This is a genomic window from Kitasatospora sp. NPDC023120 (assembly GCF_055560835.1).
In genome coordinates, this window is record NZ_JBVHHY010000004.1 from 280585 (window position 1) to 301557 (window position 20973).

Consider the following 20973-nt stretch of genomic DNA (forward strand, 5'->3'; position numbering starts at 1 on the left):
CGCCGCGCCCTGCCCGACCCGTTCGCCGGCCGGCGCGGATGGCGTACCGCGCCTGCCTGGTAGGGCCCCTGGACGCCGGGCTGCGCCGCCGCGCCCGGCCCGACCCGTTCGCCGGCCGGCGCGGATGGCGTACCGAGTGCTGGTGGTACCGCCGCCTGGCCGACCCTGCATGGGGATGACGGCCGACGCGGGGCAGGGGTGTGCCCTCAGTCGCGCCGGGCCCAGTCCACGACGTCCCGGATCGCCTGCACCACCGCGTCCGCCCGCTCGAAGCACAGCTGGCTGTGCCCGGTGTCGGGCAGGATCCGCTGCTCGCCGCGGGTCACCGCGCCCGCCATCGCCGCGTCCAGGCCCGACTTGCCGTCGTGCATCGCCTGCAGCGTCTGCTCGGACATCAGCGCCTGCTGCCCGGGGTCGACGCCCAGCGGGGTCAGCGCGATCACCGGCACGTCCGGCAGGTCCGCCCCCGCCTTCAACTCCTCGGCCAGGGCGGGCATCGAAGCGCGTTCGGCGATGCCGACGCGGATCCACCGCTCGCTCACGTGGTACTCGGTCACCGCCTCCCGCACGTCCTGCGGGTAGTCCACCAGCAGCTCCTCGCACATCTGCCGGATCATCGGCAGCGCCTGGCGCAGCTGCTCCTCGGTGGGCGACATCGCCACGCTCGCCGCCAGGCTCGCCTCGGCCGGCACGAAGTCGTCCCAGTCGCGGTGGAAGGCGTCCAGCCACACCAGTCCGGCGACGTCCTCGGGGTACAGCTGCGCGAAGCGGTGCGCGTAGGCGCCGCCCAGGGAGTGCGGCACCAGCACGTACGGGCCGGCCACGCCCTCGGCGCGCAGCAGTTCGCGCAGTTCGGCGGCGACCTCGGCGGCGGTGCGCGCCAGCGCGGCCTCGTCGCTGTAGCCGGTGCCGGCGCGGTCGTACACCACGGCGGTGGCGAAGTGTGCGACGTGCTGCTGGATGCCGTAGTAGTCGAGGCCGATCGCGCTGGCGCCCGGCAGGAAGACGACGGCCGGCCCGCCGTCGCCGCTGCGGTGGACGTACAGGCGGCGGCCGTCGACCTCCCGGAAGCCCCCGAGGGGAGCGGTGAGCGGGGCCTGGGAGGAGGTGGTCTCGTTCGTCATGCGAGCAGCCTCCAACCCTGACGCAGCGTCAAGGTCAAGCCCGATCCGCGGGCCGGCCCCCGGTGATCATTGCCGGCCGGCCGTGATGATCATCAGGTTTGTGCGGATGCAACCGACGCAACCGGACCTTCGTCCTGGTCCACGGGGCCTTCTGCGACCCCTTCGCCTTCGCGCCGCCGCAGGCCGAACTCGGCCTCCGGGGGCACCGCTCGGTCGCCGTCGACCCTGTCCGCCCCGGACGGCTGCGACCGGCACCGTCACAACAGCCCCCGGGCGAGGACGTTGTCGGCAATGCGCCGAAGCACGCCGAGCGCAGTCGCGTACTCCTCTTCCGTGATGTCGCCGAGGAACTCCGCGCGCGCCCGGTCCATGTGCTCCTTCGCCGTCGCCAGGCCTCGGCGGCCCTGTTCCGTGAGCGTCAGCCGGCCGTCCGCGCCGAGGCGGTGCCGGCCCCGGTGCACGAGGGAGTCGGCGGCGTGGACGATCACCCGGGTGTCCATGCCGTAGGGCACGGCCACGGGGCCGATCTCCTGCCTGGTGAGGCCGTGCTCGGCCCGGACGATGTTGTCGAGCGCCCACCACTGGGGCTGGGTCGTGTCGACGCGTGCCGGGGCGGCCTGCGAGTGCCGCAGGATCGCCTCGGTGGCGGCCCAGACGGCCAGCGCGAGGGGCCGCTGGTCGAGCGTGGCGGTGCCGTTGTGCGGGGTGCTCGCCGTCGTCACGACCGCGAGGCTAGGACCTCAAGCGGGGTTGAGGCCAAGGTGGTTCGGACCATCACGGCTGCGCCGGCGCAGCGCAAATTCGGATGCCCCCTGCCGACCGCCCCGGTAGCCTGCGCCACCATGGCATCGGAACTGCAACGCCCCCCGCTCCAAGCGGACGAACGCACCACGCTCATCGGCTGGTTGGACCTGCAACGGCAGATCCTGCGCTGGAAGTGCAAAGGACTGGGCGACGAGGACGCCCACCGCTCGCCCATCCCCACCTCACCCGCGATGACGATGGCCGGCCTCCTCTCCCACATGCGCTGGACCGAGCACCTGTGGCTGGAGGTGCTGTTCCTCGGCGGCGACGAGAAGCAGAACCCCGCCTTCGACGAGTCGACCAAGGACGCCGACTGGGACACCGGCGGCCGCCCCCTGGCCGAACTCCTCGCCGAGTACGAGGCCCAGTGCGCCCGCAGCAACGAGATCCTCGCCGCGGCCTCCCTCGACGACACCGGCCGCCACACCGGCTTCCACTCCGCCGGCGCCAACCTCCGCTGGATGCTCGTCCACCTCATCGAGGAGACCGGCCGCCACGCCGGACACGCCGACCTCGTCCGCGAACTCCTCGACGGCACGAAGGGCTACTACTAGGCCCGCCCGCAGCCGAAAGCGTGCCGCGCGTCGTTCAGCCCGGGTGCATGCGGGACGAGGGATCCGTTGCTGCGGACGATCACGTCTGCCGACTGCCCGTTGAATCCGCTCACGTAGGCGCTCTCGACGCGGTTGCCGAGCAGCAGTTGCACGAGACCGGACAGGTTCTCAGCCCTCGCCTCCACAGGCTCGAGCCCGCACGCGGCAACAGCACCGGCCGGCGTGGCACCCGGCCCGACCGCGACGAGAACAATCTCACGCGCGGTCATCTGATCTCCTCCTCGTTGCATGGAACCGGGTCCATCCAACCCCACCCGCGCGAAATCGCGCGCGACCGTACCGGGGGAAAGCACGACGGCCACCCACGGCGGAGTGGGCGGCCGTCGGTGTCCCGGCGGGTGATGTCAGGCGACCGCAACCCCGGCGGCCATCAAACCGCTTGCCGCCCGCCCCCGGGCCGCGCCGATACTGCCCCATGAGCAGAATCGCGCAGGTGATCGTCCTGGCCAAGTACGCGGACGACGTGATGGAACCGCTGACCCGGCACGACGACTCACGCACCTGGGACGGCTGCTTCCGGCCGCTCGGCCTGTTCGCCGAAGGATGGGTCGTCGAGTTCCACCGGATGCACACGCGCACCGGCCTGCTGCGCCACCTGGAGTCGCTGGCGTGGCCGCACCCGGCGAGCGTGCAGGTGCTCCTCCACGACGAGGAGGACGACTGCTACGGGCTGTGGATGCTGCGCGACGGCGAACTGCGCGAGGTGCCCCTGCCCGGACACCGGCGCCTCCACCCACCGGCACCCCCCACCGAGGAGTACCCGCCCAGCCCCGGCCTGCTGTGGCACGAGGAGTACCCCGCCCCGGACGGGTACACCACCGAGCGTCAGGACCCGCGCACCGCCTGGTAGACCCGACCGGGCACGCGCGGGAAGTCGGACCCGCCGACTTCCCGCGCGGAACCCTCACCCCGAGTGGAGCACCCGCAAGCGCCCGGGCGCCGCCGGATCCCGGTCGACGACCTGCACCGGCGGCCACCCCCACTGCCACACACCGCCGCCGCCCGGCGCCCGGGAGAACCCGGATCCGCCCCCGGGTGCCCTCGACGTCCACACCCGCCCACGCCCCGGCGATGCGCACCCGCTCCGCACCGGCCGACCGCAGAACCTCGGCCAGGACGGCGACGGTGTCGTAGCCCTCGAAGGCCACGAAGGACGGCGCTGCGCCCAACCGCTCGCGCAGGGCCGCCTCGACCCGGGCGCCGAGCGGGGCGAGGCGCTCGGGCAGGTAGCGCAGGAACGGGATCGCCGATCCGCCGTCGCCCAGCGGCTGCGCCCACTGGGCGAACTCCGGCTGCCCCGCCGGGGCGCCGATCAGGACCCCGGCGAGGCGCCGGTCCCGGCGGACGGTCCCGACGATCGCCGCCGCCGGGTCCGGGGCGCCGACCAGCAGGAGCAGCGCGCTCGCGGCTTCGTCCCCGCCCACGACCTGCCGAACCGTATGGCCCCCTCCCCGGCCGCGCGCGTCGCCGAGGCCCTCGCCAACCGCTCCCCGCCGGTCCTCCTGCACGGTCAACGCGCCACCTGGCAACGGCGGACGGGGCCGCCCGGCGCACGTGCCGGGCGGCCCCGTCCGCCGTTGTCAGGCGCGAGGGGGGCGCTCAGGGCCGAGTTCGGCATCCAGCCGCTCCGGCCAGTCCTCGTCGGCCAGTTCGGCCGCTGCCAGGAGGTCGCGCCAGTCCGTCGACGCGAGTCGGACGGCTTCCCCGAACCGGCCGGTACCCCCTCGTGAAAACCGGTGGCCGGGCGCCGGCGCCCGACGATCGAAATGTGACATGCTACAAGGCGACGGCATCACCCTCAGAGCCCGGCACGGCACCGACCTCCCCGTGCTGGAGGCCGAGCTGTACGACGACGTCGCAACCCGCGCGCGGGCCGACTCCCGGCCCTGGCGCCCGCTGCCGCCGGGCTCCGCCCGGTCGCCGTACGCCGTCGCGGGGCCGTCCGAGGAGGCCGCGTGTTTCTCCGTGGTCGAGATCGCCTCGGGGGAGCCGGCCGGCGAGGCCCTGCTGTGGGGCATCGACGCCCACAACCGCAGCGCCCACCTCGGCCTCGCGCTGCGCCCGGCCCTGCGCGGGCGCGGGCTCGCGGCGGGCGTGCTGCGGGTGCTGTGCCGGTACGGCTTCGTGGTGCTCGGCCTGCAGCGGCTGCAGTTGGAGACGCTCGCGGACAACGCGCCGATGGTCAGGGCCGCCATCCGGGCCGGCTTCACCGTCGAGGGCACCCTGCGCCGTTCGGCGTGGGCGTGCGGGCGGTTCGCGGACCAGGTCGTGCTCGGGCTGCTCGCCGAGGAGTACCGCCGCCCTGCGGCGTGACCGGCCGGGTGCGGCGAAGCGCCCCGGGACCGGAGGTGCGGTCCCGGGGCGCTCGAGCCGCTCGGGTCAGGGGGTGGTGCAGACGGCGGTGGCGCGGATGGACTCGTCCACGGTGTTGGTGTTGGTGCCGCGGAAGACCCAGGCGCTGCCGCTCGGGTAGGAGTCGGTGACGAAGATCTTGAACGCGCTGGTCTGTCCGCCGCCGCCGGTGGGTACCTGGCCCGACGGACAGCTGACGCTCGCGTACCCGTTGTTGCCCGGGTGCACGACGACCCAGTCGCCGAAGATCTGGTTGTGCGCGGCCAGCATCGAAGCGTCAGCGGCGGTGGGGTCGTTGGGGACGGTGACGGTCGGCTTCGCGACGGGCTTGTCGTCGGCGACGGCTGCCACGGTGCTGCCGGCCAGCAGGCCGACGACGGCGAGGGCGGTCAGGGTGAGGGGCGTGATGCGGGCCATGCGTGGTCTCCTGATGGATCGGGTTGCGGCTCTCGCTGACGGAGGGCGGGTCCCTGCGTCGCATCCGATGCGTACCCGAACGGTCCCGCCCGCCGCCGGAGGGCGCGGCGTCCCGCTACCCGGGCGGAGGAACACCGGCGCTCGGCCGGGCTAGGGCCCGTACCAAAAGTGGACCTCGACGAGGGGCTGTGATCGGCGCGTTGACGACGTGCCGGGCGAAGTCCCGGGCGTTGTCCTAGGTGTGGGACCAGGCGCGGGTGGACAGGACCAGCAGGTAGCCGTCCGGGTCCCGGAGGGTGACGCCCCAGGTGTCCCAGTACGGGTTGTGGGCCGGCACGCGCGTCCCGCCGTGCCGCTCCAGCCGTTCCACCAGGGAGTCGGGCACCGGTTCGCCGAGGTAGAGGACCAGCAGGTCCTCGGGGGTCGGCTGCGGCTGCACGGGGGCGGCGGGATCGTGGACGAGTTCCAGGTGCCAAGGGGCGTCGCGCCAGCCGACCATGAGCAGGGAGTGCACCCCCGGGGTCCCGTCCGCCGCGTGCCGGTACAGGACGTCGAGGCCGAGGCCCGAGGTCCAGAAGCGCTCCGCCGCCCCGAGGTCGCGCGAGGGGCGGGCCATGCGGATGTGGGCTGCGGCGTCGGCCGGCATCGGGGTACCTCCTGCGGGGTGAGGGGCCCGGCGGTGGACCGGCGCCCGTGCCCGTGATCACGGACGGCAACGAGCCTAGGGATCATGGGAGAACGTGCCATCGGGCGCTGGGCCTAGTCCTCGGTGCCGAGGACCGGTGGGCCTGCGGGCCGACGGACCCTGGGAGTGGGAAGTCGGCCGGTGCGACTTCCCGCTCCGGCACTACTTCCGCGGCAGCAGGCCGAGGTCGGAGACCGGTCCGAGGTGGGCGAGCTTGTCGGGGTTGGACACCGAGTGCAGCGCGCGGATCCCGCCGTCGGCGATGTCGAGCTCGAGGACGCCGGTGACGCGCTCCTCGGCGTCGTACAGGACGGCGCCGGGGCGGCCGTTGACGAGGGCGGGGCGCGCGGTGATGCCGCGGGTGCGGTTGCGCCCGAAGCCGAACAGCAGCAGCCGGGCGACGCGCTGCAGGCCGGTGACGGACGTGCCGACGGCGCGGGCCTTGCCGCCGCCGTCGCCGTGGAAGACGACGTCGGGCGCGAGCAGGTCCAGCAGGGCGTCCAGGTCGCCGCCCTCGGCGGCGGCGAAGAAGCGGCGGGCGAGTTCGTCGCCCTGCGCGCGCCGCTGCGGGGCCGGCGCGGCGGTGTCCGGGGCCGCCGGTGCCAGGTGCTTGCGGGCCCGGGCGAAGATCTGACGGCAGTTCGCCTCGGACTTGCCGGTCATCTGCGCGACCTTTGGGTAGCCGTACCCGAAGGCCTCGCGCAGCAGGAACACCGCCCGCTCGGCGGGGGAGAGGGACTCCAGCATCAGCAGGAAGGCCATCGACAGCGCGTCGGCCGCCTCCGCGTGCCCGGCCGGGTCGCCGGGGCCGCCGGGGCGAGCGGCACCGCCGGTGAAGGCGACGAGCGGCTCGGGCAGCCACTGCCCGACGTAGGACTCGCGCCGCACCCGGGCCGACGTGAGGTGGTTGATGCCCAGTCGGGTGACCGCGGTGGTCAGGTACGCCTTCGGGTCGGTGATCGCGGTGCCGGCCCGGACGGCGCGGGTCAGGCCGAGGAAGGCGTCCTGGACGAGGTCCTCGGCGTCGCCGACCGAGCCCGTCATCCCGTACGCGATGGAGAACAGCAGCGGCCGGTACCCCGCGGCCTCCGCCACAGTCGCCGATTGCGTCGCAGCCGCCGACTCCGCCATGGGACCCCCTCCCTCCGGCGCCCCCCGGCCCCGGGGCGGCGCACGTCACATCCGGGCCCGTCGCAGGCGTCCGGGCCGCCCTGTCCTGGAGGGCGGCAACGGACAACGTACCGAGGAGCACACCGTGGAACCGCGCCTGAACCCCCGTCGCCGGCCCCGTCCTGGGCCCCGGGCGGCCCGCGCCGCCCGGGGCCCAGGACGGCCGGTGCCCGCCGGTCCTCCTGCGCGGGCGACGCGCCGACCGGGACCCGACTCGGCTTCGGGGCTACCCGACCGACATCCGGGCGGCGCGCCCGGCGCGGATCCGCTGGTGCAGGAAGAGGGCGGCACGGTCCAGTGCCTCGTCCGCCTCGTCGAGGACGCCGGCGAACGACTGGAACACGTGCGGCACGTCGGCGGTGACGTCGAGGATGACGTCCACGCCCGCCGCGCTCGCCCGCGCGGCCAGGCGGGTGGAGTCGTCCAGCAGCACCTCGTTGGCGCCGACCTGGATCAGCATCGGGGGCAAGCCGGTCAGGTCGGCGTGGACGGCCGGGCTGAGCAGCGGCTGGTGCGGGTCGGCTCCGGCGAGGTACATGGCGCCGGTGTGTTCGAGGGCCGCGCGGGTGAAGACCGGGTCGATGCCCTCCTTGGTGTCCATGCTCTCGCCGCTGCGGGTCGCGTCGGTGCCCGGGGAGAAGGCCAGGACGGCGGCGGGCAGCGGCAGGCCGGCGTCCCGGGCCGCGAGACAGGTGGTGACGGCGAGGCCGCCGCCGGCGGAGTCCCCGGCGAAGGCGATGGCCGAGGGGTCCTCGCCCCGGTCGAGGAGGGCGCGGTAGGCGCTCAAGGTGTCCTCGATCGCGGCCGGGAAGGGGTGTTCGGGGGCGAGCCGGTAGTCGAGCGAGTACGCCGGGAGGCCGGTCCTGGCCACGAGGTTGCCGGTCAGTGAGAGGGCGGTCTCGGGGGAGCCGAAGACCCAGCCGCCGCCGTGGAAGTACAGGATCGTCCCGCCGCCCGGGCCCTCGCCCGCCCCGGGGCCCGGTGCGGGCGTCGGTTCGACGCGCAGGGCGGGCCGGGTGCCGAGCGTCGTAGGCGCGGTGCGGATGGCGCCGTGGGGCACGATCATCCGGGCCATCAACTCCCTGAACCCGGCCCGGATCTGCTCGACCGACCGGGGTCCGTCGGGGCCGGGCTGCCGAAGGATGCCGTCGACCCGGATGCGCTGTTCCCTGCTCATGGGCACACTCCCGCCACAAGTAGCTTCCCGTACACTATATGCCGTGGAATATACATTGGGCGGTGACCGTACCGCGGCCGATCCCTCCGGGCTGTTCGCCGACCTGGTCCGGTGCGAGACGCGCCTGTACAACGCCCTCGGCGACCGGCTCCGCGCCCGGCACGGGATCGTCACCTCGCAGTACGAGTTCCTCGCCTACCTGCGCGACCACCCCGGGTGCCGGGTGGCGGACCTCGCCGCCGAGTTCGCCATCGGCGTCGGGGCGACCAGCAAAGGCATCGACCGCCTGGAGAAGCAGGGGTGGGCCGTGCGCCGGCCGAACCCGGCGGACCGCCGCTCCTGCCTGCTGGCCCTGACCGACGACGGCGCGCGGCTCGTCGAGGAGGCGGAACGGACGTTCACCGGGGGCCTCACCGAGCTGCTCGCAGACACCCTCGACGATCCCTCGCTGTCCGCGGTCGCACGGGCGCTGTCGACCCTGCGGTCCGCGCTCGAACGCGACCAGGTCGGCACCCCCGCCGGCTGACACGCCGACCCTTCCCGGCGCCCCCGGCGCCCCCGGCGCTCGGGGCACGCGCCTCACGCGGGCCGCCCGAGGGTGCCGCAGCGCCTCAGGGCCGCTCCGGGACGACCTCCACGCCGGCCGCGAGCATCGCGGCGGTGACCCGTCGGGCGACGGCTTCGTCGCAGATCATCAGGACGGTCTGCGGATCGTTGCGGTGGCAGGGCAGGTGACCGCCGCCGGCCTCCAGCAACTGCCACCGGTCGCGTTCCGTGGTCCACAGCGGCTCCAGTTCGGCCAGGCGCGCTCGACCTCGGCCGCCTCGGCCGCAGCCCGGGCACGGCGGCCGCTCGACGTGGTCGGCGCGGTGGCGTGCAGGGCGACGCTCGTCAGGTAGCCGCGCCCGTCGGCGGGTCGGATCTCCAGCTGCGCGGGGCGGTCGTCGCCGAGGGCCTCCACCACGTCGGCAGCCGGGTAGCCGAACAGGTCGACGTCTGCGAGGACGACGGGCGTGCCACCCGGCACGCCCGACGCCGAACCGCCGCGACTCAGCACGACGGAACGCAGCGGCAGTTCGCCGGGCCCGGCCACGGCCGGGCCCGCCCGCTCCGCGCGGGCGGTCACCTCGACGTCGCCCCAGCGGACGGTGCGGATCCAGGGGGCCTGCGGCGGCTGCCGCACACGACCGAGCCCCGCCAGGACCTCGGCCGCCGTCCGCCCGTCCGACCCGAAGCGCAGGGTGCCCGTGCCGCCGGGAAGGGCGACCCCGACTCCGGGCAGCAACTCGAACACGGGCCGATCGTGCACCGGCGCCCGGCGAGGACGCAAGCGCCTCCACCGGCCGCGGGGAACGGGACGTCGGCCGGTCCGACTTCCTGCTCCGTGGCGCACGTCACACCCGGACCTGTCACAGGCGCCCGGGCCGCCCTGTCTCAGAGGGCAGCAACGGACGACGTACCGAGGAGCACACCGTGGAACCGCGCCTGAACCCCTTCGCCAGCCCCGTCCTGGGCAAGGTCTTCAAGCACCTCATCGCCGCGAGCCAGGCCGTCCCGGAGTCGGTCCTGCCGTACGCCACCCAGGAGTTGGTGCGCCTGCGCGCCAGCCAGATCAACGGCTGCGGCGCCTGCATCGACATGCACGTCAAGGAGGCCCTGCACGCCGGGGAGGACCCGGTGCGCCTCGGCCTGGTCGCCGCCTGGCGGGAGACCACCGTGTTCACCGACGCCGAGCGGGCCGCCCTGGAGCTGGCCGAGCAGGGCACCCGCATCGCCGACGCGGCGGGCGGGGTCGGCGACGAGGCGTGGGAGGACGCGGCGAAGCACTACGACGAGGAGCAGCTCGCGGCGCTGGTGGGCGTGATCGCGATCATCAACGCCTTCAACCGGGGCAATGTGATGATCCGCCAGCCCGGCGGCGGCTACGAGGTCGGCGAGCACCACCTCTGAGCCCGGTGTGCCGCGTCCGCCATCGCCCTGGTCAACGCATCGGCGCGGGCGGGGTGAAGGGCATCGGCGCGCTGGAGGTGCCGGCGGCGGCGGGGCTGGTCCTGCCCGCCGTGCTCGACACCGTGCCGGTGCTCGTCGCGCTGGCGGCCCTCGGGCTGGTGCTGCTGATGGCCGGGGCGGGGGTGGTGCGGCTGCGGCGCGAGGAGTACGGGCTCGTCGCGGTGGACGCGGTCTACGTCCTGCCGGCCGCGTTCGTGGTGTGGGGGCGGCTGGGGCCGGAGTCGCTCCTCCACTGAGCCCCGACCGGCCCGGGGGCGTACGGCCGGGTGAGTGAACCTGGCGGTGCATCCCGGTCGACGGGCGGTCGGCGCGCGGCGGTTGCGGCCACGGGCCTGTCACGATCCTCGCGTCGCGTCGCGTCCGTGCGGGCAGGGCCCGTGCGGGGGAGAGGGAGAAGTCCGTGTCCGAGGAGATGCCGCGCCGGATCGTCCTGGTCCGCCACGCCAAGGCCGAGCAGTCCGACGGGGAGGACCACGAGCGCCCGCTGTCCGCGCAGGGACGCGAGCAGGCCCCGCTGCTCGGCCGGTGGCTGGCCGCCGCCGGCCTGGTCCCCGACCTCGCGCTCGTCTCCACGGCCCTGCGGGCCCGGCAGACCTGGCAGCTCGCGGCCGCCGAGCTGCCGGCGCAGCCGAGGACCGTCTTCGAGGACCGGCTGTTCGAGGCGAGCCCCGGGCAGCTGACCGCGGTCCTGGACGAGGTGTCCGACGACGTCCAGGACCTGGTCGTGGTCGCCCACAACCCGGGCATCCCCGCGCTGGCCGACGCGCTGGCCGGCGCGGCCGAGGGCGACCTGCGCGAGCGGATGGAGGACTGCGGCTTCCCGAACGCCTGCGCCGCGGTGCTGACCTTCCAGGGGGACTGGAAGAGTCTCGAACCCGGCGTCGCCCGGCTGGTCGGCTTCCGGACCCCCGACGCCTGAGGCCCGGCACCCGAGGCCGCCTTCGCGCGCTCTCGGGCGCCGGGGTGTCAGAGGTCTCATCCACGCCTCGTCAGAGGTCTCGGGGCCGATCTCACCGGTGCGGGCAGGACTCGGCCCCCCCGGCGCCGGCCCGTGAGCGCGACGCCCACCGGGCCCCGCCCGAGGCCCCCGGCTCAGCCGAGCAGGGCCGCCACCGCGCCGGGGGTCCAGTGCCCGTCGGCGCCGGGGCGGGTGGCGAGGTAGCCGGCGGTGCGCCAGGGGCCCCAGGCGTGGGACTCGGCGAGGCCGGCGGCCAGGGTGTGCAGGTAGGGGGCGGAGGGGGCGTTCAGGGCGGCGCCGCTCACGCCCCAGGGGGCGGTGAAGGTCAGCAGCGGGTGCCCGTCCAGCGCGCCGAGGTGCAGCAGCGTCTCGTAGCGGCCCGGGCCGAGGGCGGCCTGCCCGTCGGCGATCACCCGGGCGAGGTCGAGGTCGGCGCCGGGGGAGCGGCGCATCTCCTGGGCGGCGATGTCGCTGAACTGGCCCGCCGTCAACAGGTAGGCGCGGCAGGGCACTTCGCCGCGTACGGACGGGTCGTAGAAGGCGGAGCCGCCGCCCCAGGTCAGTGACCGGTCGGCGAAGTACAGCGTGCCCGGCAGGGCGGTGGACACCGCCCGGCGCGCGGGGCTCGCGTCGCGGCAGCCGGGGTAGGTGTGCGCTCCGCCGTCCGGGCGTCCGCCGCGCAGGTAGCACGTGAGCCGGGCGGCGCGCAGGTTCGAGCCGTACGCGACGTACCAGACGAGCGCGCCCCCGCCCCCGCCCCCGGTGCCGCCCCCGCCCCCGGTGCCGCCCGCCATGGTGTCCACCGCTCTTCCCTCTCGATTACGCTGCACCGGCGAAAGCGCCCGGAGAGCACCGAAATGACATTCGATTCATGCCTTGTCGGCCCCGCACGGCATCGATGATGAGAATCTCCTTTGACTGCACCTTCGCTGCATCCGGCGGACTCCCGGCGGAGTCATGGTGAGTGGGCGCGCCCGCCGGTGACCTCAGTGTCACCTCCCCTCACCCCCCGTCATCGCCGACACAAGTCCGCACGCGCCCCCAGGACCACGGAGCCGAGGAACAACCCCGCATGGACGCACGCCACGACACGGCCGGACCGGGCACGCTGCACCGCCCCCACCCGGGATCCGCGGCCGTCTGGCCGGCGGCCCGGCCCGCCCACCCCCGCAGCCTGCTCGACGTCATCGCCGCCACCGCCGACGCCCACCCCGAGGCGCCCGCGCTCGACACCGGCGACACCGTGCTGGGCTACCGCGCCCTGCTCCAGGAGGTCGACGCCCTCGCCGGGCAGCTCGCCGCCCACGGCATCGGCACCGGCGACCGGGTCGGCGTGCGTATCCCCTCCGGCACCGCCGACCTCTACACCGCGATCCTCGCCGTCCTGCGCTGCGGCGCCGCCTACGTCCCCGTCGACGCCGACGACCCCGACGAACGCGCCGCGACGATCTGGCAGGACGCCGCCGTCTGCGCCGTCATCGGCGCCGCACGCGCCCTGGACGCCGGGCCCGCCCGGCCCGGCGGCCGCCCCGCCTGGCCCGCCCCCGCCGACGACGCCTGGGTCATCTTCACCTCCGGCACCACCGGCCGCCCCAAGGGCGTCGCCGTCACCCACCGATCCGCCGCCGCCTTCGTCGACGCCGAGGCCCGCCTCTTCCTGCAGGAGCGGCCCCTGGGCCCCGGCGACCGCGTCCTGGCGGGCCTGTCGGTCGCCTTCGACGCCTCCTGCGAGGAGATGTGGCTGGCCTGGCGCCACGGCGCCTGCCTCGTCCCCGCCCCCCGCTCCCTGGTCAAAGCCGGCACCGACCTCGGCCCCTGGCTCGTGCAGCGCCGCATCACCGCCGTCTCCACCGTCCCCACCCTGCTCGCCCTGTGGCCGCAGGAATGCCTCGACGCCGTGCGCCTGATCATCGTCGGCGGCGAGGCCTGCCCCGCCGAACTCGTCGACCGCCTCGCCACCGGCACCCGCGAGTTCTGGAACACCTACGGCCCCACCGAGACCACCGTCGTCGCCACCGCCGCCCGCCTGCTGCCCGGCGCGCCCGTGCGCATCGGCACACCCCTGGACGGCTGGGAGATCGCCGTCGTCGACCAGACCGGAAACCCCGTCCCCTGGTACGAGAGCGGCGAACTGCTCATCACCGGCGTCGGCACCGCCCGCTACCTCGACCCCGCCAAGGACGCCGAGAAGTTCAGCGCCCACCCCGCCCTCGCCTCCCCGCGCGTCTACCGCAGCGGCGACCTCGTACGCAACGACCCCGAAGGCCTGGTCTTCCTCGGCCGCGCCGACGACCAGGTCAAACTCGGCGGCCGCCGCATCGAACTCGGCGAGATCGACGCCGCCCTGCAGGCCCTGCCCCACATCCGCGCCGCGGCCGCCGCCGTCCGCAAGACCCCCGCCGGCACCGACCTGCTCGTCGGCTACCTCGTCGCCCGCCCCGGCACCGCCCCCGACCTCGCCGCCGCCCGCCGGCAACTGCTGGAGCGCCTGCCCGCCCCGCTCGTCCCCGTCCTCGCCCTCGTCGACTCCCTGCCCACCCGCACCTCCGGCAAGGTCGACCGCAACGCCCTGCCCTGGCCGCTCGCCACCACCGCCACCGCCACCGCCGCGCAGGCCCCGGACGGCACCGCAGGCCTGCTCGCCGGACACTGGGAACGCCTGCTCGGCACCGCCCCCGCCGCCGACGACGACTTCTTCGCCCTCGGCGGCTCCAGCCTCACCGCCGCCCGCCTCGTCTCCGAACTGCGCACCCGCCACCGCGGGATCTCCGTCGCCGACCTGTACGCCCACCCCGTCCTGAGCGACCTCGCCGCCCACCTCGACAGCCTCGACCCCCCCACCGCGACACCCCGCAGCGCCACCGCCCCGACCCCCACAGGCCGCACCGTACCCGGCACCCCCCGCAGCGCCGCCCTGTGGCAGACCCTCCTGCTCCTCGGCATGTTCACCCTCGCCGGACTGCGCTGGATCCTCGCCCTCATCACCCTCGACAACCTCACCGGCAACCACCTCCCCTGGGCCCCGCACAGCTCCTGGTGGCCCGTCGCCGCCGGCCTCGCCCTCCTGTACAGCGCCCCCGGACGCACCCTGCTCGCCGCCGCCGGCGCCCGCCTGCTCACCGCCGGCATCCACCCCGGCAGCCACCCCCGCGGCGGCCACGTCCACCTACGGCTGTGGGCCGCCGAACGCTACACCGCCATGCTCGGCACCGCCTCCCTCGCCGGCACCCCCTGGGCCGTGCGCTACGCCCGGGCGCTGGGCTGCCGCGTCGGGGACGGCGTACGGCTGCACACCCTGCCTCCCGTCACCGGCCTCGCCCGCCTCGGCGCCCACAGCTCCCTCGAACCCGAAGCCGACCTCGCCGGCTGGTGGCTCGACGGCGACACCCTCCACCTCGGCCGCATCGACGTCGGCGAAGGCGCCCGCATCGGCCACCGCGCCACCCTCATGCCCGGCGCCCGCATCGGCGCCCGCGCCGAGATCGCCCCCGGCTCCTGCGTCACCGCCACCGTCCCGCCCGGCGAGCACTGGCACGGCTCCCCGGCCCGCCCCACCACCGAACCCCTCGCCGACTGGCCCGCCGAACCCGCGCCCTCCCCCCGCGGCTGGAACCCCTGGAACCTCGCCCACGGCGCCGGCTCCGCCCTCCTCGGCCTCCTCCCGCTCGTCTCCGCGCTGCCCGCCCTGGCCATCGTCTACCCGATGATCGACACCGACCGCACCCTGGCCGACGCCCTCGTCCGACTCCTGCCCGCCACCGTCCCCCTCGCCGCCCTCACCCTCCTGTGCCACGCCGCGCTCATGGCCCTGCTCGTGCGCCTGCTCTCCCGCCCGCTGCGCCCCGGCTTCCACCCCGCCGACGGCCGCGTCGCCTTCTGCGCCTGGGCCGTCAGCCGCCTCAGCGACACCGCCCGGCGCACCCTCTTCCCCTTCTACGCAAGCCTGTTCACCCCCGTGTGGCTGCGCCTGCTGGGCGCGCGCGTCGGGCGCCGCGTCGAAGCCTCCACCGTGCTCGCCCTGCCCGGCCTGATGCGCGTCGACGACGGCGCCTTCCTCGCCGACGACACCCTCGTCGCCCCCTACGAACTGCGCGGCGGCTGGCTGCACCTCGGCCCCGCCCGCATCGGACGCCGCTCCTTCGTCGGCAACTCCGGCATCGTCGGCCCCGGCCGCCACCTGCCCGCGGGCTCCCTCGTCGGCGTCCTGTCCGACACCCCCGCCCACGCCCCCGAAGGCTCCTCCTGGCTCGGGCGCCCCGCCTTCGCCCTGCCCCGCGTCGCCGACACCGGCGGCGAAGCCCGCACCTACGACCCGCCCCGGCGCCTGATGTGGGCCCGCGCCGGCGTCGAGGCCTGCCGGCTGCTGCCCGTCGTCCTCGCCGCCCTCCTCGGCGACCTCGTCCTCGCCGTCCTGCAGGAACTGCGCGACGACTACGGGCTCACCGCCGCCCTCGCCGCCGCCGGACTCGTCCTCACCGGCGCCGCCGTCGTCGCCTGCGCCGTCACCACCGCCGCCAAATGGCTGCTGGTCGGACGCTTCCGCGCCGCCGAACACCCCCTGTGGTCCTCCTTCGTGTGGCGCAACGAGCTCTACGACACCTTCGTCGAGGAACTCGCCATGCCCTTCGGCGGCCACACCATCACCGGCACCCCCTACCTGAACGTGTGGCTGCGCAGCCTCGGCGCCCGCATCGGACGCGGCGTGTGGTGCGAGACCCACTGGCTGCCCGAGAGCGACCTCGTCACCGTCGAAGCCGGCGCCAGCGTCAACCGCGGCACCGTCCTGCAGACCCACCTCTTCCACGACCGCGTCATGCGGCTGGGCCCCGTCCACCTCGGCGCCGGCTCCACCACCGGCCCGCACTCCGTCGTCCTGCCCGACTCCTCCCTCGGCGCGAACACCACCGTCGGACCCGCCTCCCTCGTCATGCGCGGCGAGAACGTCCCCGGCGCCACCCGCTGGCTCGGCAACCCCGTCGCCGCCTGGAACGCCGACCCCACCCCGCCCGCCGGACGCCGCCGCCGTCGCCGGGCCGCGGCAGCGCTGTGACGCGGATCACCCCCGTCGGGCGATGAGTCGGCGGTGCGGCCACGGTCATCACCCGTGAACGCACCGCTTCGAGAGGAACCACGCCGATGACCGCGACCCCCGTGAACAACGCCCCCGTGAAGGGCCCCGCCTCCTACTTCCCGTCCATCGAGAAGAAGTACGGCCGCCCGATCGAGGACTGGAAGGACCTCATCCGCGCCTCCCCCCTCACCAAGCACATGGAACTCGTCGCCTGGCTCAAGGCCGAGCACGGCCTCGGCCACGGCCACGCCAACGCCCTCGTCGCCCACACCCTCACCGAACGCACCGCCTGACCGAGGCCCCCGCCCAGGCCCCCGGGCGGCGAACAGCTCCAGGCGACCGCGACCGTCACCACGGCCGACCCCCGGGCCGACGACAGCCTCCTGCTGCGCATCGTGTCGACCTTCCCCCACGACCCGCAACCGTGGGTGAACCAAACCGCCTTCGTCCGCATGGGCGATGTGATCCTCACGGTGCAGGAGGTCGTCGAACACCCGCCGACCTCCTGCACGAAGGACGTCCTCGAAGCCGCCGTGACCGCCTACCGCGCCGCCTCCGGCTGACCCACGCCCTGCGCCGGGCGGGCGGCCGGCGGGCGGTCAGCGGGCGGGCGCGGCGCGCAGGTGGCGGGTGAGGAAGCCGCGGACGGCGCGGCGCACCAGGGGGACGGAGCGGGCCGGCGCGAGCGGGCCGACCAGGGCGTCGCGGCCGGCGGGGGCGAGGAGCCCGGCGCGCACGAGCCGGGGCAGCATCGCGGCGTAGTCCGTGAACACCCAGTGGGCGGCGCCGGCGATGCGCTCGCGGTGCACCGCCGCGGGGGAGCGGGCGGCCAGGGCGTCCCAGGAGCGGTCGAGTTCGGCGCGCTGGGGGAAGTGCTCGCTGCCGAGCAGCAGCAGCGGGCGGTCGGTGCCCTCGGCGGTGACCGGCAGCGGTTCGGGGGCGGCGCCCGGGGCGGCGGGCGGGTAGTCCAGGTAGCCCTCCAGGTTGACGGCGGCGCGCACGCGCCGGTCCTCGTGGAAGGCCGCGGTGGCGGCGCTGGCGCCGGCCGAGTGCCCGTACACGGCGAGGCGGCCGAGGTCGAGGGCATCCGCCAGGGCAGGCGGCAGCGGCAGGCCGCCCGGGTGGTGGAGGCGCTCCAGGACGAAGCGCAGGTCGGCGGTGCGGGCGTCGATGACGGTGCGCCACAGCGCCGGCTGGTCGCGGGGGTCGCCGCGCAGGACGGTGGCGCGCACGAGGTCGGCGCGGAAGGCGGTGGGGGACGGGAACTCCACCGCGAGCGCGTCGCCCGGGTGGTCGACCAGGACGACGACCGCGCCGTGGGAGGCCAGGTCCTCGGCCAGGCAGGTGCCCAGGCCCCGCGGGTCGCCGCCGCCGGGGCTGTACACCAGCACCGGCCGCCGGCCCGGCAGCACCGGCGCGCCCGGGCGGGAGTGGGTGGCGGTGGCGGCCCAGTCGACGCCCTCGGCGGGCAGGTGCAGCGGGGTGCGCGGGGCGATCCGGCCGAACCAGTCGGCGGCCAGCGGCGGCAGCTGCGGCGCGACGGCACCGGAGGAGGCGGTGGCACCGGAGGAGGGGCGGGCCGGGTAGAGGACCGTCACCATCAGCTCCCGCACGGGCAGTTCGGGCTCCAGCGGGTCGGGCCGGGAGGTGTCGGCGAGGTAGGCGGTGTGGCAGCCCACCGGGTGCGGGCCGCTCGGCGCGGGCAAGTCCAGGATGAGGCCCTGCGGCGAAGCGGCCCGGTCGCCGTCCCGGCCGGAGAACCGGTCGGCCGCCCGGGCACGACGGGCGCCGGCGGCGGGCAGCAGGAGGGCGGCGGAGGCCAGCAGCGCGGAGCGGGTGACGGTGCGCCGGCTCACGGTGAGGTCACGGGTCATGCGGCCCATGCTCGGGCCGCGCCCCGCCGCCGGGCGATCGTTTAGGTTGAGGGCTCAAAGCTTGCCGACAGCGGGAGAAGGGGGGCGGTGCCCGTGCTGCGCATCCACTTCACACCGGCGGACTTCGCCCGCGTCACCCTCGCACCCCGCCCCGCGCCGCTGCAGGAGCTCAACACCGCGCTCGCCACGATGTGCCGCCGCGACGGCGACCTGCTCCACGGCCCCTGGCGCCGCCGCGCGCTGCGCTCCCTGCCGCAGGCCGCCGCCCCGCTCGCGGACCTCGTCCCGGCCGGCCTGGCCCCGGCGTTCCTGGACGTCGTCGCGGACGACCTGCCGCAGGCCCTGGAACAGGCCGCCACCGCCCCGCCCGCGCTGCTGCGCACCGAACTGCGGCGCGTCTACGAGCCCGCGCCCGCCCCCGCACCGCCCTGGATCCGCGACCTCGCCCGGGGCGACGCCGACGCCCGCCGGCTGCTCCACCGGGCGCAGCGCGCCGCGTTCGAGGCCCTGCTCGCCCCGGTCTGGGACCAGGTACGGGACCTGCACCGCGCCGAGTTCGTCCGCCGGGCCGTGCAGTCGGCCGAGGGCGGCACGGCGGCGCTGCTGTCCGGCCTGCTGCCCGGCGCCCGCCTGCGGGCCCAGGTGTGGGAGCTGCCGGCCGGCGCGCCGCGGGAGGTCCGCCTCGCCGGGCGCGGGCTGCTCCTGGTGCCGAGCTTCCACTGGTACGGCCCCGCACTGGTCGCCGACCTCCCGGACGCCCCCGTCGCGCTCACCTACCCGGCCGGGCCCGGCCTGCTGCCCAGCCCCGACGGCGCCACCGGAGCGCGGGCCCTGGCCGCCGTCATCGGCACCACCCGCGCCGACCTGCTCCACCTGCTCGCCGACGACCGGGAGCGCACCACCACCGACCTCGCCCGCCGCCTGGGCGTCAGCGCCGCCACGGTCTCCGCCCACACGGCCGCCCTGCGCGCCGCCGCACTGATCACCACCGACCGCGCGGGACGGGCGGTGCTGCACCGGCGCACCGCGCTGGGCGCGCTGCTGGCCGGGAGCTGACGGGCAGCGGGCGGGTGGCGGATGTCGGGTGGAACCCGGGGGCCGGGGCCGCCGACGGCACGATCGGAAAGACGGCGGCCCCGGCCCCGGGGACGGGTCCGTACGGGCGGGGCATCGACCGCGGTGGTGCCCGTACGGCTGCGGTCGGGTGCCATTCGACAACTTCAACAGGGCTTGAAGTCAACCCCCGGGGCCCGCGACGGCCCGCGACGGTCCGCCCCCGCCCGCCCCGGCCCTGCCCCCGCCCGACCCCGCAGCCCCGGAGCCAGGTAGCCTCGCTCACGGCGAGGGCCTGCTGGGCAGTACACGGACGAGGCGAACAGGGGCGGGCGGATGACGGAGCAGCAGCGCGGCTACTGGCGGGTGTCGGACGGCGCGGCGGTCAGCGCCACCCAGGCGCACATCGTGTGGACCAGGGCGGCCTACCCGGCCCTGGTGGAGGTGGCCGGCCGCTACCACGCGGTGGTCACCTACGCCGAGCTGGCCGAGGCGGTGCAGGAGGCCTCCGGGGTGCGCACCCGGATCAACCAGCGGCACTGGATCGGCAAGGTGCTGTCCCTGGTGATCCTGGAAGCGCACCGGCGCGGGGACCCGCCGCTGACCTCGCTCGTGGTGCACGCGGCGGACGGCAAGGTCGGCGCCGGCTACCAGGAGGTGCTGGCGGTGGCCGGGCAGCCGCCGCTGGCCGCGGAGATGGACCGCGAGCAGCACGCGGCCGCCGCCCGCCTGGCCTGCTACCGGCACTTCGGCGCCGACCTGCCCGCCGACGGCGGCACCCCCGCCCTCGCCCCGCGCCTGCGGGCCTCGGTGGAGCGCAAGGTGGAGCGCAAGGCGGCCGTCGCCGCCGAGGAGCGCCCGCCGGCGATCTGTCCCACCTGCTTCCTGCAGCTTCCGGCGACGCGGGTGTGCGACTCCTGCGGGGCGACCATCGCACCGTGAGCCGCCGGCGCCGGCGCCGCCGGTGCTGTTGCGCTTGCTGTTGCCGTCAGACGGCGGCCGGCAGGCGCCCGGGCATCCGCCAGCCCTCGGCGAGGCGGGAGGGGGACAGGCGCCGCCCGTCGCCGAAGAACTCGCAGAACTTCATGATCAGCGGGTCCCAGCCCAGCGGGTCGACGTAGTGGTCGGTGCCGGGCACGATCAGGCCCTCCTCGACGTGGGCGCGCACCACCGTCACCTCGAAGGCGGTGCACCGGTCGTTGCCCGCCATCGGCGTCGCCGCCTCCAGCCGGCACTCCAGCTGCACCGGGCACTGCGCGGCGCGCGGCGCCCGGACCAGCTCGCCCGCCAGCTCCGTCATCCCGGCCGCCTCGAACTTGCGCCGCTCGTGGCGGTAGCCCTGCTGCCGCCGCAGCTCGCTGATGTGCGGGTGGGCGGTCAGCAGCGCCAGGGCGTCCACGGCGTCCACCTGCGCCGAGGACGGCAGGTTGAGCACGCACTCGCCCTCGCGCCGCAGGTTGACGGAGGTCTGGGAGCCGTTGCCCAGGCCCAGCACGCAGGACTGCCCCAGCCACCACGCCGAGGAGATCGGCGCGAGGTTGGCGCTGCCGTCCTCGTTGCGCGAACCGATCAGCACCACCGGGGTGCCGAAGTACAGGACCTTGAGGTCGGTGACCTTGTGCACGGGAATTGCCGTCCTTGGGCGTGGAAGGGGCGCGGGAGAA

22 protein-coding genes and 1 pseudogene are annotated in these 20973 nt (G+C 75.7%); 11 read left to right on the forward strand and 12 right to left on the reverse strand.

The annotated features are described in order from the left end of the window. Nucleotides 1-206: 206 nt before the first annotated feature. On the reverse strand, nt 207-1124 hold the full coding sequence (locus tag ACZ3TI_RS08115) for an alpha/beta fold hydrolase (protein ID WP_465724651.1): 918 nt from the start codon (nt 1122-1124) through the stop codon (nt 207-209). A 257-nt stretch (nt 1125-1381) separates the two neighbouring features. Then, the gene (locus ACZ3TI_RS08120) at nt 1382-1846 is read right to left on the reverse strand and encodes a MarR family winged helix-turn-helix transcriptional regulator (RefSeq protein WP_465724653.1); all 465 of its coding nucleotides are present in this window, start codon (nt 1844-1846) and stop codon (nt 1382-1384) included. Between the two features lie 120 nt (nt 1847-1966). Between ACZ3TI_RS08120 and ACZ3TI_RS08125 the strand changes: the two genes are divergently transcribed. Then, nucleotides 1967-2482 carry a DinB family protein gene (locus ACZ3TI_RS08125; RefSeq protein ID WP_465724655.1) on the forward strand — a complete coding sequence of 172 codons (516 nt, stop codon included), beginning with the start codon at nt 1967-1969 and terminating at the stop codon, nt 2480-2482. On the opposite strand, the gene ACZ3TI_RS08130 is transcribed toward ACZ3TI_RS08125, so the two are convergent. After that, on the reverse strand, nt 2479-2751 hold the full coding sequence (locus ACZ3TI_RS08130; protein ID WP_465724657.1) for a hypothetical protein: 273 nt from the start codon (nt 2749-2751) through the stop codon (nt 2479-2481). The two genes, ACZ3TI_RS08125 and ACZ3TI_RS08130, sit on opposite strands and share 4 nt — an antisense overlap. Nucleotides 2752-2957: 206 nt before the next feature. Between ACZ3TI_RS08130 and ACZ3TI_RS08135 the strand changes: the two genes are divergently transcribed. Then, complete coding sequence (locus tag ACZ3TI_RS08135) at nt 2958-3392, forward strand: hypothetical protein (protein ID WP_465724659.1); 435 nt, start codon at nt 2958-2960, stop codon at nt 3390-3392. 54 nt (nt 3393-3446) lie between these two features. Here ACZ3TI_RS08135 and ACZ3TI_RS08140 read toward each other — a convergent pair. Beyond that, nucleotides 3447-3948 (reverse strand): annotated as a pseudogene (locus ACZ3TI_RS08140) (ABC transporter substrate-binding protein); the annotation flags it as partial. Nucleotides 3949-4315: 367 nt separating this feature from the next. Here ACZ3TI_RS08140 and ACZ3TI_RS08145 point away from each other — a divergent pair. Beyond that, nucleotides 4316-4855: a GNAT family N-acetyltransferase gene (locus ACZ3TI_RS08145; RefSeq protein WP_465724661.1), complete on the forward strand. Its 540-nt coding sequence runs from the start codon at nt 4316-4318 to the stop codon at nt 4853-4855. Between the two features lie 66 nt (nt 4856-4921). On the opposite strand, the gene ACZ3TI_RS08150 is transcribed toward ACZ3TI_RS08145, so the two are convergent. The 4 genes from ACZ3TI_RS08150 to ACZ3TI_RS08165 form a co-directional block, all read right to left on the reverse strand. After that, nucleotides 4922-5311, reverse strand: coding sequence for a hypothetical protein (locus ACZ3TI_RS08150; protein ID WP_465724663.1), 390 nt, complete (start codon nt 5309-5311; stop codon nt 4922-4924). Between the two features lie 235 nt (nt 5312-5546). After that, nucleotides 5547-5957 carry a VOC family protein gene (locus ACZ3TI_RS08155; protein WP_465724665.1) on the reverse strand — a complete coding sequence of 137 codons (411 nt, stop codon included), beginning with the start codon at nt 5955-5957 and terminating at the stop codon, nt 5547-5549. A gap of 201 nt (nt 5958-6158) precedes the next feature. Next, nucleotides 6159-7127 carry an RNA polymerase sigma factor SigJ gene (sigJ, locus tag ACZ3TI_RS08160; protein WP_465724667.1) on the reverse strand — a complete coding sequence of 323 codons (969 nt, stop codon included), beginning with the start codon at nt 7125-7127 and terminating at the stop codon, nt 6159-6161. A 265-nt stretch (nt 7128-7392) separates the two neighbouring features. Beyond that, on the reverse strand, nt 7393-8343 hold the full coding sequence (locus ACZ3TI_RS08165) for an alpha/beta hydrolase (RefSeq protein WP_465724669.1): 951 nt from the start codon (nt 8341-8343) through the stop codon (nt 7393-7395). A gap of 43 nt (nt 8344-8386) precedes the next feature. Here ACZ3TI_RS08165 and ACZ3TI_RS08170 point away from each other — a divergent pair, with 43 nt between their 5' ends. Continuing rightward, nucleotides 8387-8869 carry a MarR family winged helix-turn-helix transcriptional regulator gene (locus tag ACZ3TI_RS08170; RefSeq protein ID WP_465724671.1) on the forward strand — a complete coding sequence of 161 codons (483 nt, stop codon included), beginning with the start codon at nt 8387-8389 and terminating at the stop codon, nt 8867-8869. Nucleotides 8870-9037: 168 nt separating this feature from the next. On the opposite strand, the gene ACZ3TI_RS08175 is transcribed toward ACZ3TI_RS08170, so the two are convergent. Next, on the reverse strand, nt 9038-9637 hold the full coding sequence (locus ACZ3TI_RS08175; RefSeq protein WP_465724673.1) for a hypothetical protein: 600 nt from the start codon (nt 9635-9637) through the stop codon (nt 9038-9040). Between the two features lie 179 nt (nt 9638-9816). Here ACZ3TI_RS08175 and ACZ3TI_RS08180 point away from each other — a divergent pair, with 179 nt between their 5' ends. From ACZ3TI_RS08180 to ACZ3TI_RS08190, 3 genes are all read left to right on the forward strand, one after another. Further along, nucleotides 9817-10293: a carboxymuconolactone decarboxylase family protein gene (locus ACZ3TI_RS08180; RefSeq protein ID WP_465724675.1), complete on the forward strand. Its 477-nt coding sequence runs from the start codon at nt 9817-9819 to the stop codon at nt 10291-10293. Nucleotides 10294-10346: 53 nt separating this feature from the next. Further along, nucleotides 10347-10589 (forward strand): DoxX family protein, encoded by a 243-nt coding sequence (locus ACZ3TI_RS08185; protein ID WP_465724677.1) that lies wholly within the window; start codon nt 10347-10349, stop codon nt 10587-10589. Between the two features lie 164 nt (nt 10590-10753). Beyond that, nucleotides 10754-11272 carry a SixA phosphatase family protein gene (locus tag ACZ3TI_RS08190; protein ID WP_465724679.1) on the forward strand — a complete coding sequence of 173 codons (519 nt, stop codon included), beginning with the start codon at nt 10754-10756 and terminating at the stop codon, nt 11270-11272. Between the two features lie 173 nt (nt 11273-11445). Here ACZ3TI_RS08190 and ACZ3TI_RS08195 read toward each other — a convergent pair whose 3' ends face one another. Further along, a complete protein-coding gene (locus ACZ3TI_RS08195; protein ID WP_465724916.1) occupies nt 11446-12105 on the reverse strand; it encodes a histone deacetylase in 660 nt (219 codons plus the stop codon). Between the two features lie 278 nt (nt 12106-12383). Here ACZ3TI_RS08195 and ACZ3TI_RS08200 point away from each other — a divergent pair, with 278 nt between their 5' ends. Both ACZ3TI_RS08200 and ACZ3TI_RS08205 read left to right on the forward strand, forming a co-directional pair. After that, nucleotides 12384-16361, forward strand: coding sequence for a Pls/PosA family non-ribosomal peptide synthetase (locus ACZ3TI_RS08200; RefSeq protein WP_465724681.1), 3978 nt, complete (start codon nt 12384-12386; stop codon nt 16359-16361). Nucleotides 16362-16447: 86 nt separating this feature from the next. Continuing rightward, a complete protein-coding gene (locus tag ACZ3TI_RS08205; protein ID WP_465724683.1) occupies nt 16448-16675 on the forward strand; it encodes a DUF4287 domain-containing protein in 228 nt (75 codons plus the stop codon). A 306-nt stretch (nt 16676-16981) separates the two neighbouring features. On the opposite strand, the gene ACZ3TI_RS08210 is transcribed toward ACZ3TI_RS08205, so the two are convergent. Further along, entirely contained in the window at nt 16982-18256 is a 1275-nt protein-coding gene (locus ACZ3TI_RS08210) for an alpha/beta hydrolase (protein WP_465724685.1), read from the reverse strand. Between the two features lie 87 nt (nt 18257-18343). Between ACZ3TI_RS08210 and ACZ3TI_RS08215 the strand changes: the two genes are divergently transcribed. Next, a complete protein-coding gene (locus ACZ3TI_RS08215; protein WP_465724687.1) occupies nt 18344-19312 on the forward strand; it encodes an ArsR family transcriptional regulator in 969 nt (322 codons plus the stop codon). A gap of 333 nt (nt 19313-19645) precedes the next feature. After that, nucleotides 19646-20251: a hypothetical protein gene (locus ACZ3TI_RS08220; protein ID WP_465724689.1), complete on the forward strand. Its 606-nt coding sequence runs from the start codon at nt 19646-19648 to the stop codon at nt 20249-20251. 46 nt (nt 20252-20297) lie between these two features. Here ACZ3TI_RS08220 and ACZ3TI_RS08225 read toward each other — a convergent pair whose 3' ends face one another. Next, nucleotides 20298-20933: a flavin reductase family protein gene (locus ACZ3TI_RS08225; RefSeq protein ID WP_465724691.1), complete on the reverse strand. Its 636-nt coding sequence runs from the start codon at nt 20931-20933 to the stop codon at nt 20298-20300. Between the last annotated feature and the right edge of the window lie 40 nt (nt 20934-20973).

Coding starts and splice junctions, on each gene's coding strand:
- ACZ3TI_RS08115 (WP_465724651.1), bottom strand. CDS start 1,124: ATGACGAACGAGACCACCTCCTCCCAGGCCCCGCTCACCGCTCCCCTC.
- ACZ3TI_RS08125 (WP_465724655.1), top strand. CDS start 1,967: ATGGCATCGGAACTGCAACGCCCCCCGCTCCAAGCGGACGAACGCACC.
- ACZ3TI_RS08130 (WP_465724657.1), bottom strand. CDS start 2,751: ATGACCGCGCGTGAGATTGTTCTCGTCGCGGTCGGGCCGGGTGCCACG.
- ACZ3TI_RS08135 (WP_465724659.1), top strand. CDS start 2,958: ATGAGCAGAATCGCGCAGGTGATCGTCCTGGCCAAGTACGCGGACGAC.
- ACZ3TI_RS08145 (WP_465724661.1), top strand. CDS start 4,316: ATGCTACAAGGCGACGGCATCACCCTCAGAGCCCGGCACGGCACCGAC.
- ACZ3TI_RS08150 (WP_465724663.1), bottom strand. CDS start 5,311: ATGGCCCGCATCACGCCCCTCACCCTGACCGCCCTCGCCGTCGTCGGC.
- ACZ3TI_RS08155 (WP_465724665.1), bottom strand. CDS start 5,957: ATGCCGGCCGACGCCGCAGCCCACATCCGCATGGCCCGCCCCTCGCGC.
- sigJ (WP_465724667.1), bottom strand. CDS start 7,127: ATGGCGGAGTCGGCGGCTGCGACGCAATCGGCGACTGTGGCGGAGGCC.
- ACZ3TI_RS08165 (WP_465724669.1), bottom strand. CDS start 8,343: ATGAGCAGGGAACAGCGCATCCGGGTCGACGGCATCCTTCGGCAGCCC.
- ACZ3TI_RS08195 (WP_465724916.1), bottom strand. CDS start 12,105: ATGGCGGGCGGCACCGGGGGCGGGGGCGGCACCGGGGGCGGGGGCGGG.
- ACZ3TI_RS08200 (WP_465724681.1), top strand. CDS start 12,384: ATGGACGCACGCCACGACACGGCCGGACCGGGCACGCTGCACCGCCCC.
- ACZ3TI_RS08205 (WP_465724683.1), top strand. CDS start 16,448: ATGACCGCGACCCCCGTGAACAACGCCCCCGTGAAGGGCCCCGCCTCC.
- ACZ3TI_RS08210 (WP_465724685.1), bottom strand. CDS start 18,256: ATGACCCGTGACCTCACCGTGAGCCGGCGCACCGTCACCCGCTCCGCG.
- ACZ3TI_RS08220 (WP_465724689.1), top strand. CDS start 19,646: ATGACGGAGCAGCAGCGCGGCTACTGGCGGGTGTCGGACGGCGCGGCG.